The sequence below is a fragment of the Enterobacter cloacae complex sp. BZL2005 genome, from assembly GCF_049238885.1.
GTDB lineage: Bacteria > Pseudomonadota > Gammaproteobacteria > Enterobacterales > Enterobacteriaceae > Enterobacter > Enterobacter roggenkampii.
The window spans coordinates 408,589-424,230 of record NZ_JBMKGI010000002.1; the positions used below are offsets into that span (position 1 = coordinate 408,589).

Genomic DNA, 15,642 nt, shown 5'->3' on the forward strand with positions numbered 1-15,642 from the left:
GCGCTTCGCTTACCTGACCCACAAAACCGTATTTCGTAGGCCGGGTAAGGCGAAGCCGCCACCCGGCACTAAGCGAAGAGGTATTACACCGCGCGGAACGCGATTTCGCCCGGGATGACTTCGCCCTGCCAGTAAAGCTGCGCCGCAACGCGTCCCGCCAGCTGACGATACATCTCTGCAAATTCGCTATCCGGACGGCTGACGACCGTCGGCTTGCCGCTGTCCAGATCTTCACGCAGGGTAATGTGCAGCGGCATCTGTCCCAGCAGTTGGGTGTGATACTTCGCAGCCAGTTTTTCTGCCCCGCCCGTACCGAAGATAGGTTCGTGGTGACCGCAGTTGCTGCAGATGTGCATGCTCATGTTCTCAACGATACCGAGCACCGGCACTTCCACCTTCTCGAACATCACAATGCCTTTTTTGGCGTCGATCAGCGCGATATCCTGCGGCGTGGTCACCACAACGGCACCCGTCACCGGAATGTTCTGCGCCAGCGTGAGCTGGATGTCACCGGTCCCCGGCGGCATGTCCAGCACCAGATAATCCAGATCCGGCCACATCGTCTCCTGCAGCATCTGCAGCAGCGCTTTGCTGGCCATCGGGCCGCGCCAGACCATGGCGTTATCGTCAGTCACCAGGTAACCGATGGAGTTGGTCGCCAGACCGTGCGCCATGATCGGCGCCATGTGGGTCCCATCGGGCGAGGTTGGACGCTGGTTTTCCGCGCCCAGCATGTTTGGAATAGACGGGCCGTAGATGTCGGCATCAAGAATACCGACCTTTGCCCCTTCCGCTGCCAGCGCCAGCGCCAGGTTTACGGCGGTAGAGGATTTCCCCACCCCGCCCTTGCCCGAGCTGACGGCAATGATGTTTTTCACGCCGTTGACGCCAGGCTGGTTTTTCACGCGCTTCAGCGTGGCGATGCTGTGGCTCAGCTTCCAGTCGATCGCCTTCGCGCCGGTAATGCGCAGCAGCTCGGCGCTGGTCTGCTCTTTCAGCGCGTCAAAGGCGCTGGTCCAGACGAACGGCATCTGCAGCTCAACGTGCAGCGTGTCGTCCAGCCAGGCAACGTGGTGTAACGCTTTCAGCGTAGTGAGATTGTGCTTCAGGGTTGGATGCTGAAAGTTAGCCAGCGTCCCGGCGACCATTGCTCGTAAGGCTTCCGGTGATTTGGCCTGGGATTGAGAACTCATCCCGACTCCTTTGTTCTTGTGAATAAGACCTTAGATGAACAAGTTTACCTGAAAGGCCGTGGTTTGTGCTTACTTAATAATGCCCCTTTTGGTAATATCAAAAACCCTTTTCACAGTTAAAAGAAGTAATGCCTACTATGACTCAAGTCGCGAAGAAAATTCTGGTAACGTGCGCACTGCCGTACGCCAACGGCTCAATCCACCTCGGCCACATGCTGGAGCATATCCAGGCTGATGTCTGGGTCCGTTACCAGCGAATGCGCGGCCACGAGGTTAACTTCATCTGTGCGGACGATGCCCACGGCACGCCGATCATGCTGAAAGCGCAGCAGCTGGGGATCTCCCCGGAGCAGATGATTGCCGAAATGAGTCATGAGCATCAGACCGATTTTGCTGGCTTTGACATCAGCTATGACAACTATCACTCCACGCACAGCGACGAAAACCGCGAGCTGTCGGAGCTGATCTACACCCGTCTGAAAGAGAACGGTTTTATCAAAAACCGCACCATCTCTCAGCTGTACGATCCGGAAAAAGGCATGTTCCTGCCGGACCGCTTCGTCAAAGGCACCTGTCCGAAATGTAAATCCCCGGACCAGTACGGCGATAACTGCGAAGTGTGCGGCGCGACCTACAGCCCGACCGAGCTTATCGAGCCGAAATCCGTGGTTTCCGGCGCCACGCCTGTGATGCGTGACTCCGAGCACTTCTTCTTTGACCTGCCGTCCTTCAGCGAAATGTTGCAGGCATGGACCCGCAGCGGCGCGCTGCAGGAGCAGGTAGCGAACAAGATGCAGGAGTGGTTCGAATCCGGCCTGCAGCAGTGGGATATCTCCCGCGATGCGCCGTATTTCGGCTTCGAAATCCCGAACGCGCCGGGCAAATACTTCTACGTCTGGCTGGACGCGCCAATCGGCTACATGGGCTCTTTCAAGAACCTGTGCGACAAGCGTGGCGACACCGTCAGCTTCGAGGAATACTGGAAGAAAGACTCTACCGCCGAGCTGTACCACTTCATCGGCAAAGACATCGTTTACTTCCACAGCCTGTTCTGGCCGGCCATGCTGGAAGGCAGCAACTTCCGCAAGCCAACCAACCTGTTTGTTCACGGCTACGTGACGGTGAACGGCGCCAAGATGTCCAAGTCCCGCGGGACGTTCATCAAGGCCAGCACCTGGCTGAACCACTTCGACGCGGACAGCCTGCGCTACTACTACACCGCGAAGCTCTCTTCCCGCATCGACGATATCGACCTGAACCTGGAAGATTTCGTGCAGCGCGTAAACGCGGACATCGTGAACAAGGTGGTGAACCTGGCGTCCCGTAACGCGGGCTTTATTGCCAAGCGCTTTGACGGCGTGCTTTCTGCCGAACTGGCCGATCCTGAGCTGTATAAAAGCTTCACCGATGCCGCCGCTGCGGTTGGCGAAGCCTGGGAAAGCCGTGAATTCGGTAAAGCGATTCGCGAAATCATGGCGCTGGCCGATGTTGCCAACCGCTATGTGGACGAGCAGGCTCCGTGGGTGGTCGCGAAACAGGAAGGCCGCGACGCTGACCTGCAGGCGATCTGCACCATGGGTCTGAACATGTTCCGCGTGCTGATGACCTGGCTGAAGCCGGTTCTGCCGCAGCTGGCTGCCCGTACTGAAGCGTTCCTGAACACCGAACTGACCTGGGATGCAATCCAGCAGCCGCTGCTCGGCCACAAGGTGAACATCTTCAAGGCGCTGTACAACCGCATCGAGATGAAGCAGGTTGAAGCCCTGGTAGAAGCATCCAAAGAAGAAGTGAAGGCGGCTGCGGCACCGGTCACCGGCCCGCTGGCGGACGATCCGATTCAGGAAACCATTACCTTCGATGATTTCGCCAAAGTCGACCTGCGCGTGGCGCTGATCGAGAACGCGGAGTTCGTGGACGGCTCTGACAAGCTGCTGCGCCTGACGCTGGATCTGGGCGGCGAGAAGCGCAACGTCTTCTCCGGGATCCGTTCTGCCTATCCGGACCCGCAGGTGCTGATCGGTCGTCAGACCGTGATGGTCGCCAACCTGGCGCCGCGTAAAATGCGCTTCGGCATCTCTGAGGGGATGGTGATGGCCGCAGGCCCTGGCGGGAAAGATATCTTCCTGTTAAGCCCTGACGAAGGCGCGAAGCCGGGTCAGCAGGTGAAATAACAAAAAAGCCGGAGATTATCTCCGGCTTTTTTTTGCCCGGCGGCGCTACGCCTGCACGGGCCTACGGGTTTTGTAGGCCGGGTAAGGCGAAGCCGCCACCCGGCTAAACATCACGCCTTCGGGTGATGCACCCGGTGGGTCAGCCCGCGCAGGAAATTACGCAGAAACTGGTCGCCGCACTCGCGGTAGTTTTTATGATCCGGTGCGCGCATCATGGCGGTCACTTCCGGCACGGATACGCGGAATTTTTGCTCGGTCATGATCGCCACGATATCGTCCGTTTTCAGCGAGAACGCGATACGCAGCTTTTTCAGCACCGTGTTGTTGTTCACCCGACGCTCCAGCGCCAGCTCTGGCGCGGCAGGATCTTTGCCACGCTTATCGTAAATCAGGCCGTTCAGGAAGCCCGACAGAATGATATCAGGGCAGCGGACAAACCCCTCTTCGTCTTCTTTGGTCATCCACGTGTCAAAACTCGCAGACGTGGATTCCATGTCGGACAGCGCAAGAATGCGCACCATGTCGTTATTGTTCGCTTTCAGGGTGTAGCGCAGGCTACGAAGAATATCGTTACTTAGCATAGTGCCTTCGAATGTCGATGATGCAATGGCGCGCAGTGTACCAGCTTTACAGCCCAATCGCCTCTTTCAAACTCTTCAGGTAGCGGCGGCTGACCGGGACGGTTTGCCCGGCGCGCAGCACCAGCTCGGCCTGGCCGTTATCTTCCAGGCGGATCTCCTTCAGATGCGCCATATTCACCAGGTACTGGCGGTGACAGCGAATCAGCGGCGTGCGGCTCTCCAGCGTGCGCAGGGTCAGCTCGGTAAACCCTTCGTTCCCTTCCGCGCTGGTAACAAATACCCCGCTCAGGCGGCTGCTGACAAAGGCCACATCATCCATCTGCAGAAGATAGATCCGGCTGTGCCCGGTGCAGGGGATAAACTTCAGCGGCTGCTGGTTCTCCGGCAGCAGCGTGACGTCCTGCACGGTGCGCTCCTGGCGTAAACGGGTGAGCGTTTTATCCAGACGCTTCTCTTCAATCGGCTTGAGTAAATAATCAAACGCATGCTCCTCAAAGGCCTTAACGGCATATTCGTCGAACGCCGTCAGAAACACGATGTAGGGACGATGGTCCGGGTCAAGCATGCCGACCATCTCCAGCCCGCTGATGCGGGGCATCTGAATATCAAGGAACAGCACGTCCGGGCGCAGCTTGTGCACCGCGCCGATAGCCTCAATGGCGTTGGCGCACTCCCCCACAATCTCAATATCCGGCTGCTCCTGCAGCAGAACGCGCAGGTTTTCCCGTGCCAGCGGCTCGTCATCCACAATCAGCACTCTTAACATGCGTTTTCCTCCAGCGGCAGTCGTACGGTAATACGGGTAAATCGGTCGGGCTCGCAGGCGACGGTAATGCCACAGTCATCGCCAAAATGGGCGCGCAGACGTTTATCCACCAGGCTCATCCCTAATCCGCCGGAGGTGGAAGGCTGATAAAGCCCGGCATTATCTTCAATATCCAGCACCAGGTGATGGTTGAATCGGCTGGCGGCAATGGTTATCTCCCCCCTTCCCAGCAGCTGTGATGTACCGTGCTTAATGGCGTTTTCCACAATCGGCTGCAGGGTAAAGGCCGGAAGATGCTGATACGCCAGCTCGTCCGGCACGGAGAGCGACACCTGCAGACGCGACTGGAAACGCGCCTGCTCAATCTGCAGATAGGCATTCACGTGCTCAATCTCATCGGCGAGGGTCACGATCTCCGACGGCCGCTTCAGGTTCTTGCGGAAAAAGGTCGACAGAAACTGCACCAGCTGCGCGGCCTGATCGCTGTCGCGGCGGATCACCGCTTTGAGCGTATTGAGGGCGTTGAACAGGAAATGCGGATTGACCTGCGCATGCAGCAGCTTAATCTCCGACTGCGTCAGCAGGGCTTTCTGCCGCTCATACTGCCCGGCGAGGATTTGCGCGGACAGCAGCTGGGCGATCCCCTCCCCCAGCGTGCGGTTGATGGAGCTGAACAGACGGTTTTTCGCCTCATACAGCTTGATGGTGCCCATCACCCGCTGATTCTCGCCGCGCAGCGGAATCACCAGCGTGGAGCCCAGCTTGCACTGGGGATGCAGCGAACAGCGGTAAGGCACTTCGTTACCGTCGGCATACACCACCTCGCCGGTTTCGATGGCGCGCAGCGTATAGGCTGAGGAGATCGGTTTGCCCGGCAGATGGTGATCGTCGCCCGTACCGGTAAAGGCCAGCAGCTTTTCCCGATCGGTTATCGCCACCGCGCCGATATCCAGCTCCTTGTAGAGCACCTGGGCCACCTTCATGCTGTTCTCTTCGTTGAACCCCTGGCGCAGGATCCCTTCCGTCGAGGCGGCAACCTTCAGCGCCGTGGCGGAAAAGGCCGAGGTGTACTTCTCAAACATGGCGCGCTTGTCGAGCAGAATGCGCATAAACAGCGCCGCGCCCACGGTATTGGTCACCATCATCGGAGCGGCAATGCTGCTGACCAGGTGCAGCGCATCCTCAAACGGACGGGCAATCAGCAGAATGATCGCCATCTGCGCCATTTCGGCCACAAAGGTAATGGCTCCGGCGGTGAGCGGGCTGAAGACTTTATCCGGGCGACCGCGCTTGATCATATAGCTGTGCACCAGGCCGCCGAGGAGCCCTTCAACGATCGTGGAGATCATACAGCTCAGCGCCGTCATCCCGCCCATGGAATAGCGATGCAGCCCCCCGGTTAAACCGACAAGACCCCCGACGACGGGACCGCCGAGCAGCCCGCCCATCACCGCGCCGATAGCGCGCGTATTGGCAATAGAGTCTTCGATATGAAGACCAAACCAGGTCCCCATAATGCAGAATATGGAAAATACGACGTAGCAGAGGAATTTGTGCGGCAGACGGACGGTGACCTGCATCAGCGGGATAAACAGGCGCGTTTTGCTCATCAGCCAGGCAATGACCAGAAACACGCACATCTGCTGAAGCAACAGCAGCACCAGGTTAAACTCGTACATACTCAAAACCGCACACGCTAAAAAACGCGTAACATACACGGATGCGGCTCAACTTTCTTTGAAGCATCCCAAAAAAGCGCAAAATCGTGCCCGTTATCACACCTTTTTCAGAATATCGCATACGCTTCGCATTCTTTGCGCAAAAAACAATCAATTCTTCCTGGTTCGGCAAAGTGGGTCTACAGTTAAGCTGGGAACGCGTAAGCCAGGGGGCGAATATGGCGCTTTACACGATCGGTGAAGTGGCACTCCTTTGTGATATCAATCCCGTTACCCTACGGGCGTGGCAGCGACGGTATGGATTACTCAAACCGCAGAGGACCGACGGTGGGCATCGCCTTTTTAATGATGACGATATCGACCGCATTCGCGAAATCAAAAGCTGGATTGACAACGGCGTGCAGGTTGGGAAAGTGAAGTCCCTGCTGAGCCACGACGACCCGGATACGCAACATCTCTGGCGCGAACAACAGGAAACCCTGCTGCGGCTCCTGCAGGCGGGCAACCTGCAGCGCCTGCGTGGATGGATAAAAGAGCAGGGTCGCGATTACCCGGCGCAGACGCTGATATCCCATCTTTTCATTCCGCTCCGGCGACGCCTGCAGTGCCAGCAGTCCACCCTGCAGGCGCTGCTCAGCATGCTCGACGGCGTGCTGATCAACTACATTGCCGTCTGCCTTGCCTCAGCGAAGAACAAAGCCGGAAAAGATGCGCTGGTTGTCGGCTGGAACGTACACGATACCACCCGCCTGTGGCTGGAAGCGTGGATTGCCACCCAGAAGGGCTGGCGCGTGGATGTTCTGGCGCACTCGCTGGCGCAGCTCAGACCTGAGTTTTTCGACGGCCAGACCCTGCTGGTCTGGTGTGGCGAAGTGCCGTCCGCCTCGCAGCAACAGCTGCTGACGGAATGGCGTGAGAATGGTTACCCGGTCTATTCCCTTGGTCCGGATGAGCCATAACGGCATTTAATGGTTCATTAACAGCTGCGCTTCACCGTATAATTGTTCCGTTAACAACAGGAGCATATGATGAAGGCAACCAAACTGGCCATTATTACCCTTTTTGTCCTGATGGCCGTCAGCGGTATCGGCGGCGTGATGCTGGCAGGGTACTCGTTTATTGTTCGCGGCGGTGTCGGCTGAGGTACAGCGCCAGCCGCTCAAAAGCGCGATCGACGACGATTGCCGCCAGCGCAACCAGCAGCGCTCCCTGCACAATATACGCCGTATTAAACCCGCTTAAGCCGATAATGATCGGCGTGCCCAGCGTATTAGCGCCGACCGTCGACGCAATGGTCGCCGTCCCAATGTTAATGATGACCGACGTGCGGATCCCGGCAATGATAACCGGTGCCGCTAGCGGCAGTTCAACCTTGCGCAGCCGCTGACCGCGACTCATCCCCATCCCTTCCGCCACGCTCAGCACGGATGCAGGTACCGCCGCGAGGCCCGCCAGCGTGCCCTGCAGCACCGGCAATACGCCGTACAGAATCAGCGCAATGATGGCAGGCTGTTGGCCAAAGCCCATCACCGGCACCGCTATCGCCAGCACCGCCACCGGGGGAAATGTCTGTCCGATGGCCGCAATCGTCTCCACCAGCGGGCGAAACTCCCGGCCCGCGGGCCGCGTGACCGCGATGCCCGCCCCCACGCCCAGCACAACCGCGATGGCGCTTGAGAGCGCCACCAGCCAGAGATGCGCCAGGGCGAGATTAATGAAGCTCTCCTGCTGATACACCGGCCGCGGCAGCCCGGGAAAGAGACTGTTAAACAGCGCCGCGCTGTGGGGCATCAGAAACAGTAAGCCGACAAAGAGCGCTACCAGCCAGAGAAGCGGATCACGCAGTGCCTTCACGCGTCACCTCCCCGGCCAGCAGATCGCGAAAGTGTAAGGTGCCGCACGGCGCGCCCCGGGCATCAGAAACGGGCAATACTTCGCACTGGCGCGCGACAAACGCGGAGAGCGCATCCCGCAGGCTCATCTGCGCCTGCAGCGGTTCGCCGCTCACCGGCGCCGCCTCCCGACGCATATAGTCGCTCACCGTTCGCAGGGAGAGCAGCCTGACGCCCAATTCGCTGCGGCCAAAAAACTCGCGCACAAAGTCATTCTTCGGCCAGGTTAACAGCTCAAGCGGCGAGCCCTGCTGCACCACTTCGCCATGATCCATCAGCACCAGATGGTCGGCCAGGCGCAGGGCTTCATCAATATCGTGCGTCACGAGTACGATCGTGCGTCCGAGAATGCGGTGAATGCGGGTCATCTCCGCCTGCAGCGCCCCGCGCGTGACCGGATCCAGCGCGCCGAAGGGTTCGTCCATCAGCAGCACCTGCGGGTTGGCCGCCAGCGCGCGCGCCACGCCCACGCGCTGCTGCTGCCCGCCGGAAAGCTGGTGCGGATAGCGGTCGCGCAGCGCGGGCTCTAGCCCCAGCAGAGACATCAGTTCATCAACACGTTCGGCGATTTTCGTCCGTGACCATTTCTCCAGCTGCAGCACGGTGGCGATGTTCTGCGCCACCGTCCAGTGCGGAAACAGGCCGATGGACTGAATGGCATAGCCCATCCGACGGCGCAGCTCCAGCACCGGCAGGCTGCGGATCTCTTCCCCGGCAAAGCGGATCAGCCCGCTGTCATGCTCCACCAGCCGGTTGATCATCTTCAGGGTGGTGGATTTGCCCGACCCGGAGGTGCCTATCAGCACGGAAAACGCCCCCTCGGCAAAGTTCAGGTTCAGGTGGCTCGCCGCCGGGCGACCGGCAAAGGTTTTACTGACATCATGAAATTCAATCATTGGCTCTTCTCCCGAGCAGCGCGAGCCATAAGGCAAACAGTGCGTCGACGACCACCGCCAGCGCAATCGTGGGCACCACGCCCAATAACACCAGATCCAGGGCACTGCTCAGCAGCCCCTGGAAGACCAGCGCGCCAAAGCCGCCCGCGCCAATCAGCGCCGCAATCACCGCCATGCCGACGGTCTGGACCGCCACCACCCTCAGGCTGCGCAACAGCAGGGGCAGCGCCAGCGGCAGCTGAATTTTCCAGAAACACTGCCGCGCGCTCATTCCCATCGCATGGGCGCTTTCCAGCACGTCAGGTGCGACCTGGCCTAAGCCTGCGACCACGCCGCGTACCAGCGGCAGCAGGGCATACAGCACCAGCGCGATAAGCGCGGGCGTTAATCCCGTTCCGGCTATTCCCAGCATTCCCAGCGCCGGAAACGACTTCACCAGCCCGGCCAGCGGCGCAATCAGCAGGCCAAACAGCGCGACGGAAGGAATGGTCTGGATAACATTGAGCACGGCAAAAACCCCGCCCTGGCGTGAAGGATGGCGATAGCACCACATACCAAGGGGGATCCCAACCAGAAGCGCCGGAACGAGCGTACCGAAGAGGATCGTCAGGTGCTGCGCGAGGGCATCATCAAACACCTCCTGACGGTTGGCGTACTCTTTTAACAGCGAAAGGTTGTTCAGCTCACCGCTGAACAGCAGGAGTAAAGGAATACACCATATCTGCGCATTGAGCACCCATCGCCAGACGGCGCTGGGGATGAGTCGACGAATCGCATCGCTGCAGGCCAGCAGGCAGAGCGCCAGCCACAGCCACAGGCCGCTGCCGATAGTGGTTCTCGCCAGCGGACTTTCCGCCGAGGCCATATGCGTCGCCGCCAGCCCGGCGCTCCAGAACAGGAGAATAAACAGCCCTTCAGAGAGAAGCAGCGTCAGCCACTGGGCCGGGCGTCCCTGCCAGAGCGACAGGATCACCCACGCGCCCAGCGCCGCCGCCAGCCACCCCGGCGTAAATGACCAGACCTGCCAGAGCGCTTTGCCCTCCCCCGACATCAGGCGGTTTGGGGCAACGTTGACAAACGGTAACGCGACCGCCGCGATGGCCACGCAGGCCAGCAGCAGCAGGACGCGGTTATGACATTTTATTGGCACAGCCTTTTCCCGTTACTTCACAAGCCCTTGTTGTTTCAGGAAGTCGGCGGCCACTTTTTTGGCATCCAGCCCCTCGACGGCAATGCTGGCATTCAGCTGCTGCAGCGTTTTTTCATCCAGCTTTTCGAAGACCGGTTTGAGCCATTCTGCAATGTCCGGGTACGCTTTCAGCACCGCCTCACGCACCACCGGGGTCGGCGCGTAAATTGGCTGTACACCTTTTGGATCGGTCAGGGTCTGCAGGCCAAGCGCCGCCACCGGGCCGTCGGTACCGTAGGCCATGGCCGCGTTAACGCCGGAAGTTTGCTGTGCCGCCGCTTTGATGGTCACCGCGGTATCCCCGCCCGCCAGCGAGAGCAGCTGCGCCTGGTCGAGCTTGAAGTCGTAGGCTTTTTCAAACGCGGGCAGCGCGTCAGGACGCTCGATGAACTCCGCCGACGCCGCAAGCTTAAAGTCGCCCTTCTCTTTCAGGTAGCGGCTGAGATCCGCCAGGGTAGTCAGCTTCCCTTTCTCCGCCACGTCCTTGCGCACGGCGATAGTCCAGGTATTGTTGGCCGGTGCCGGGGTCAGCCAGACCAGTTTGTTCTGTTCCGCGTCGAGTTTTTTGACTTTCTCATACCCGGCTTTGGCGTTTTTCCATGCCGGATCGTTTTCATCTTTGAAGAAGAATGCGCCGTTGCCGGTGTATTCCGGGTAGATATCCAGCTCGCCGGAGGTAATCGCGCCGCGCACGACGGGCGTGGTGCCGAGCTGGACTTTATTGACCGTTTTCACGCCGTGGCTTTCCAGCACCTGCAACATGATATTGCCGAGCAGCGCGCCTTCGGTATCGATCTTCGAACCCACTTTTACCGGCTCCGCCGCCTGTAACGGCAGGCTCAGCGCCGCCAGTAACACCGCAGATCCCAACATCCCCTTTGCAATCGTCATTCCGCTATCCTCATTTTTTTGCTGCCTTTTTCAGAGGCTTGAGAGAAAAGCGTAGCTTAAAACGGCGGAATTAACCGTCAAAATGCCTTTTTAGCATAAGGTAAGACGCCTCCCCCGCAGGACGGGGGAGGCAAAGGAGGGAAAGGTTACAGCAGCTCGAACTGGCCTTTATTCACGCGGGCGGAGTCCACGCCGATAAAGACGTTAAATTTGCCCGGTTCCGCATCGTATTTCATCTGCTGGTTCCAGAACTTCAGCGCATCCACGTCGATCGGGAAGCTGATGGTTTTGGTTTCCCCCGGCTTCAGGTTGACCTTCTCAAAACCGCGCAGCTGTTTCACCGGACGGCTCATCGACGCGGTGACATCCTGCACGTACATCTGGATCACCGTAGCCCCTTCGCGCTTGCCGGTGTTAGTCACCTCAACGCTGGCGGTGACGTTGCCGTCACGCTTCAGGGTCGGCGCCGACATTTTCACGTCGGAGACCTTGAAGGTGGTGTAGCTCAGGCCGTAACCAAACGGATAGAGCGGGCCGTTAGCTTCGTCGAAGTAGCGAGAGGTGTACTTGTTCGGCTTGTCGGCGTTATACGGGCGACCGGTGTTCAGGTGGCTGTAGTACACCGGGATCTGCCCGACGGAGCGCGGGAAGGACATCGGCAGCTTGCCCGACGGGTTGTAATCGCCAAACAGCACGTCGGCGATGGCGTTACCGCCTTCGGTACCGGCGAACCAGGTTTCCAGAATGGCGTCAGCCTGCTGGTCCTCTTTCACCAGCGCCAGCGGACGGCCGTTCATCAGCACCAGCACCAGCGGCTTGCCGGTGGCTTTCAGGGCGGCGATCAGATCGCGCTGGCTCTGTGGAATGGTGATATCGGTACGGCTGGAGGCTTCGTGCGCCATACCCTGCGCTTCACCCACGACCGCAACAACGACGTCAGACTGCTTCGCGGCGTTCACCGCTTCGTCAATCATCTCCTTCGGCGTGCGCGGATCGACCTTCACCGCTTCCTCGTACTGATTGAGGAAGGTCACGATGTCTTTATCGTTGGTGACGTTCGCCCCTTTGGCGTAAACCACTTTGGCGTTTTCACCGACGGCACTCTTGATACCGGTCAGCACGGTCACGGACTGGTCAGCCACGCCCGCCGCAGACCAGCTGCCCATGACGTCGCGCTTGCTGTCGGCCAGCGGACCCACCACGGCAATGGTGCCGGATTTTTTCAGCGGCAGCGTGTCGAGGCGGTTCTTCAGCAGCACCAGGCTTTCGCGCGCGACGTCACGCGCCTCTTTGCGGTGCAGGCGGCTTTCGGCATTGGTATCTGCCGGGTCGGAGTCTTTCGGACCCAGGTGGCTGTACGGATCGTTAAACAGCCCCATGTCGTATTTCACGTTCAGCACGTGACGGGTGGCATCGTCCAGCTCCGCCATCGTCACCTTGCCGCTCTTCACCAGCCCCGGCAGGTACTTGCTGTAATACTCGTCGCTCATGCTCATGTTGATGCCGGACTTGAGCGCGACGCGCACCGCGTCTTCCGGATCGGAGGCGGTCCCGTGTTTGATCAGCTCTTTAATCGCGCCGTGGTCGGAAACGGTGATGCCCTTAAAGCCCCACTGGTCGCGCAGCACGTCTTTCAGCAGCCAGGAATCAGAGGTTGCAGGCGTGCCGTTCAGCGAGTTCAGCGCCACCATCACCGCGCCGCTGCCCGCATCCAGCCCTGCCTTGTACGGCGGCATGTAGTCGTTGAACAGGCGCTGCGGGCTCATGTCGACGGTGTTGTACTCTTTACCGCCCTCCACCGCGCCGTAGGCCGCAAAGTGTTTGACGCTGGTCATTACCGAGTAGCGGTCCGCCGGGCTTTTGCCCTGCATCGCTTCCACCATGGTTTTACCCATCGTGGAGGTTAAATACGTATCTTCACCAAAGCCTTCCGAGCCGCGGCCCCAGCGCGGATCGCGCGAGACGTCCACCATGGGCGCCCAGGTCATGTTCAGCCCGTCGTCCGCCGCTTCATAAGCCGACACGCGCCCGACGGTTTTCACCGCGTCGAGGTTAAAAGAAGACGCTAAGCCGAGGCTGATGGGGAAGACGGTACGCTGACCGTGCACCACGTCATAGGCAAAGAACAGGGGAATTTTCAGGCGGCTGAGATCCATCACCTGGTCCTGCATCTTGCGGATATCCTGGCGGGTGACGGTATTAAAGATGGCCCCTACCTGCCCGTCTTTGATCATCTCGCGGATGGCCTCTTTCGGATTATCCGGGCCGACGCTGATCAGACGCAGCTGGCCGATTTTCTCATCGACCGTCATTTTCTTGAGCAATTCCGTGACAAACGCGTCCCGCGCTTCAGGCGTGAGCGGGTGATTGCCAAACAAATCCTCTGCCAGCGCAGGTTGCAGCGCCAGGCTGACGGCGACACCTACAGAACATAGCCATTTCATGTCGTTTTACTCTCTCATCAATAACCGCCGGACGATCTCGGCCATACCGTGCGAAAAGCGCAGTGTGCCACAAACCCTCCGATCGTTGCAGGGTTATTCTCTGATTTTTCTCGTGAATACTCGACCGCTTAACAGTTAATCGCGCTATGCTTTACAGCGAGAAATTTGCCCCACCACAAGGAGTGGAAGATGTCTTCTGTTCGAACTGACGATAACAAAACCTTTATTAACGAACTGTCGCGCCTGGTTGGCTCCTCTCACCTGCTTACCGACCCGGCTAAAACCGCCCGCTACCGCAAGGGCTTCCGCTCCGGTCAGGGCGAGGCGCTGGCGGTGGTTTTCCCCGGCACGCTGCTGGAGCTGTGGCGCGTCCTGAGCGCCTGCGTCGCCGCCGACAAGATTATTTTAATGCAGGCGGCCAACACCGGCCTGACCGAAGGCTCCACGCCGAACGGCAACGATTACGATCGTGACATCGTGATTATCAGCACCCTGCGCCTCGACAAGCTGCACCTGCTGGATAAAGGCGAGCAGGTGCTCGCGTTCCCCGGCACCACGCTCTACTCCCTCGAGAAAGCGCTTAAGCCGCTGGGCCGCGAACCGCACTCGGTGATCGGCTCCTCCTGCATTGGCGCCTCGGTGGTCGGTGGGATCTGCAATAACTCTGGCGGCTCGCTGGTGCAGCGCGGCCCCGCCTATACCGAGATGTCCCTGTTTGCCCGTATTGACGAAAACGGCAAGCTGACGCTGGTGAACCACCTGGGAATCGATCTCGGCGTCACGCCAGAACAGATCCTCAGCAAGCTCGACGACGATCGCGTGAAGGATGAAGACGTTCAGCACGACGGTCGCCATGCGCACGATCACGACTACGTGACCCGCGTGCGGGATATCAATGCCGATACGCCGGCGCGCTATAACGCCGACCCGGATCGCCTGTTTGAATCCTCCGGCTGCGCGGGCAAGCTGGCCGTTTTTGCGGTGCGTCTCGACACCTTCCCGGCCGAGAAAAAGCAGCAGGTATTCTACATCGGCACCAACCAGCCTGAGGTTCTGACGGAGATCCGCCGTCATATTCTGGGCGAATTCACCCATCTGCCGGTGGCGGGCGAGTACATGCACCGGGACATTTACGACATCGCCGAGCGCTACGGCAAAGACACGTTCCTGATGATCGACAAGCTCGGCACCGACAAAATGCCGTTCTTCTTCACCATGAAGGGCCGTACCGACGCGATGCTGGAGAAAGTGTCGCTGTTCAAACCCCACTTCACCGACCGCTTTATGCAGAAGCTGGGCAACGTTTTCCCGGCGCATCTGCCGGAGAGGATGAAAACCTGGCGCGACAAGTACGAACATCACCTGCTGCTGAAAATGGCCGGAGACGGAATTGCCGAAGCGCAGAGCTGGCTGACCGAATTCTTTAAAACCGCCGAAGGGGATTTCTTTGCCTGTACGCCTGAAGAGGGCAGCAAAGCCTTCCTGCACCGCTTTGCCGCCGCAGGGGCCGCCATCCGATATCAGGCGGTACATTCCGAAGAGGTGGAAGATATTCTGGCGCTCGATATCGCCCTGCGGCGTAACGACACCGAGTGGTTTGAACACCTGCCGCCGGAAATCGACAGCAAGCTGGTGCACAAGCTCTATTACGGCCACTTTATGTGCTATGTCTTCCATCAGGATTACATCGTCAAGAAAGGGGTCGATGCACACGAACTGAAGGAGCAGATGCTCGCCCTTCTGCGTGAACGCGGCGCACAATATCCTGCGGAACACAACGTCGGACATCTTTATAAAGCCCCTGACGCACTTAAGCAGTTTTATCGCGCGAATGACCCTACAAACAGCATGAATCCCGGCATCGGTAAAACAACGCGGAAGAAATACTGGAAAGAGAGCGCAGACGCGGAGCGGCACATAACGCAAACGTCTGATTAATT

13 protein-coding genes are annotated in these 15,642 nt (G+C 59.0%); 4 read left to right on the plus strand and 9 right to left on the minus strand.

Features of this window, described 5'->3' with window-relative positions; translation table 11 throughout:
* Window positions 1–83: 83 nt before the first annotated feature.
* Complete coding sequence (gene apbC / locus ACOTXI_RS06430; RefSeq protein ID WP_008500889.1) at window positions 84–1,193, minus strand: iron-sulfur cluster carrier protein ApbC; 1,110 nt, start codon at window positions 1,191–1,193, stop codon at window positions 84–86.
* A 137-nt stretch (window positions 1,194–1,330) separates the two neighbouring features.
* On the opposite strand from apbC, the gene metG reads away from it, so the two are divergent.
* Entirely contained in the window at window positions 1,331–3,364 is a 2,034-nt protein-coding gene (gene metG, locus ACOTXI_RS06435) for a methionine--tRNA ligase (protein ID WP_058654895.1), read from the plus strand.
* A 110-nt stretch (window positions 3,365–3,474) separates the two neighbouring features.
* Here the strand turns inward: metG and ACOTXI_RS06440 are convergent, their stop codons facing one another.
* The 3 genes from ACOTXI_RS06440 to ACOTXI_RS06450 are packed head-to-tail and all read right to left on the minus strand — an operon-like array spanning window position 3,475 to window position 6,390.
* On the minus strand, window positions 3,475–3,945 hold the full coding sequence (locus ACOTXI_RS06440) for a DUF1456 family protein (RefSeq protein ID WP_008500891.1): 471 nt from the start codon (window positions 3,943–3,945) through the stop codon (window positions 3,475–3,477).
* Between the two features lie 46 nt (window positions 3,946–3,991).
* Window positions 3,992–4,711 (minus strand): two-component system response regulator BtsR, encoded by a 720-nt coding sequence (gene btsR / locus ACOTXI_RS06445; RefSeq protein ID WP_023293826.1) that lies wholly within the window; start codon window positions 4,709–4,711, stop codon window positions 3,992–3,994.
* The gene (locus ACOTXI_RS06450) at window positions 4,705–6,390 is read right to left on the minus strand and encodes a sensor histidine kinase (RefSeq protein ID WP_058654894.1); all 1,686 of its coding nucleotides are present in this window, start codon (window positions 6,388–6,390) and stop codon (window positions 4,705–4,707) included. Before ACOTXI_RS06450 ends, btsR begins: the two co-directional genes overlap by 7 nt.
* Before the next feature lie 218 nt (window positions 6,391–6,608).
* Between ACOTXI_RS06450 and mlrA the strand changes: the two genes are divergently transcribed.
* Both mlrA and ACOTXI_RS06460 read left to right on the plus strand, forming a co-directional pair.
* Window positions 6,609–7,349 carry an HTH-type transcriptional regulator MlrA gene (gene mlrA / locus ACOTXI_RS06455; RefSeq protein WP_008500894.1) on the plus strand — a complete coding sequence of 247 codons (741 nt, stop codon included), beginning with the start codon at window positions 6,609–6,611 and terminating at the stop codon, window positions 7,347–7,349.
* 69 nt (window positions 7,350–7,418) lie between these two features.
* Window positions 7,419–7,532, plus strand: coding sequence for a protein YohO (locus tag ACOTXI_RS06460; RefSeq protein WP_008500895.1), 114 nt, complete (start codon window positions 7,419–7,421; stop codon window positions 7,530–7,532).
* Here the strand turns inward: ACOTXI_RS06460 and ACOTXI_RS06465 are convergent.
* From ACOTXI_RS06465 to bglX, 5 genes are all read right to left on the minus strand, one after another.
* Window positions 7,507–8,244 (minus strand): ABC transporter permease, encoded by a 738-nt coding sequence (locus ACOTXI_RS06465; protein ID WP_008500896.1) that lies wholly within the window; start codon window positions 8,242–8,244, stop codon window positions 7,507–7,509. The genes ACOTXI_RS06460 and ACOTXI_RS06465 overlap by 26 nt on opposite strands.
* Window positions 8,228–9,178, minus strand: coding sequence for an ABC transporter ATP-binding protein (locus ACOTXI_RS06470; RefSeq protein ID WP_021241488.1), 951 nt, complete (start codon window positions 9,176–9,178; stop codon window positions 8,228–8,230). Before ACOTXI_RS06470 ends, ACOTXI_RS06465 begins: the two co-directional genes overlap by 17 nt.
* On the minus strand, window positions 9,171–10,328 hold the full coding sequence (locus ACOTXI_RS06475) for an ABC transporter permease (RefSeq protein WP_058654891.1): 1,158 nt from the start codon (window positions 10,326–10,328) through the stop codon (window positions 9,171–9,173). Before ACOTXI_RS06475 ends, ACOTXI_RS06470 begins: the two co-directional genes overlap by 8 nt.
* Before the next feature lie 12 nt (window positions 10,329–10,340).
* Window positions 10,341–11,258, minus strand: coding sequence for a glycine betaine ABC transporter substrate-binding protein OsmF (gene osmF / locus ACOTXI_RS06480; protein ID WP_103786731.1), 918 nt, complete (start codon window positions 11,256–11,258; stop codon window positions 10,341–10,343).
* Window positions 11,259–11,404: 146 nt separating this feature from the next.
* Window positions 11,405–13,702 carry a beta-glucosidase BglX gene (bglX, locus tag ACOTXI_RS06485; RefSeq protein WP_058654889.1) on the minus strand — a complete coding sequence of 766 codons (2,298 nt, stop codon included), beginning with the start codon at window positions 13,700–13,702 and terminating at the stop codon, window positions 11,405–11,407.
* 189 nt (window positions 13,703–13,891) lie between these two features.
* Between bglX and dld the strand changes: the two genes are divergently transcribed.
* Window positions 13,892–15,640: a D-lactate dehydrogenase gene (dld, locus tag ACOTXI_RS06490; RefSeq protein ID WP_023293821.1), complete on the plus strand. Its 1,749-nt coding sequence runs from the start codon at window positions 13,892–13,894 to the stop codon at window positions 15,638–15,640.
* Window positions 15,641–15,642: the final 2 nt, after the last annotated feature.

Bases quoted from the DNA above. Each gene is read 5' to 3' on its own strand.
- apbC (WP_008500889.1), bottom strand. From the start codon at position 1,193: ATGAGTTCTCAATCCCAGGCCAAATCACCGGAAGCCTTACGAGCAATG.
- metG (WP_058654895.1), top strand. From the start codon at position 1,331: ATGACTCAAGTCGCGAAGAAAATTCTGGTAACGTGCGCACTGCCGTAC.
- ACOTXI_RS06440 (WP_008500891.1), bottom strand. From the start codon at position 3,945: ATGCTAAGTAACGATATTCTTCGTAGCCTGCGCTACACCCTGAAAGCG.
- btsR (WP_023293826.1), bottom strand. From the start codon at position 4,711: ATGTTAAGAGTGCTGATTGTGGATGACGAGCCGCTGGCACGGGAAAAC.
- ACOTXI_RS06450 (WP_058654894.1), bottom strand. From the start codon at position 6,390: ATGTACGAGTTTAACCTGGTGCTGCTGTTGCTTCAGCAGATGTGCGTG.
- mlrA (WP_008500894.1), top strand. From the start codon at position 6,609: ATGGCGCTTTACACGATCGGTGAAGTGGCACTCCTTTGTGATATCAAT.
- ACOTXI_RS06460 (WP_008500895.1), top strand. From the start codon at position 7,419: ATGAAGGCAACCAAACTGGCCATTATTACCCTTTTTGTCCTGATGGCC.
- ACOTXI_RS06470 (WP_021241488.1), bottom strand. From the start codon at position 9,178: ATGATTGAATTTCATGATGTCAGTAAAACCTTTGCCGGTCGCCCGGCG.
- osmF (WP_103786731.1), bottom strand. From the start codon at position 11,258: ATGACGATTGCAAAGGGGATGTTGGGATCTGCGGTGTTACTGGCGGCG.
- bglX (WP_058654889.1), bottom strand. From the start codon at position 13,702: ATGAAATGGCTATGTTCTGTAGGTGTCGCCGTCAGCCTGGCGCTGCAA.
- dld (WP_023293821.1), top strand. From the start codon at position 13,892: ATGTCTTCTGTTCGAACTGACGATAACAAAACCTTTATTAACGAACTG.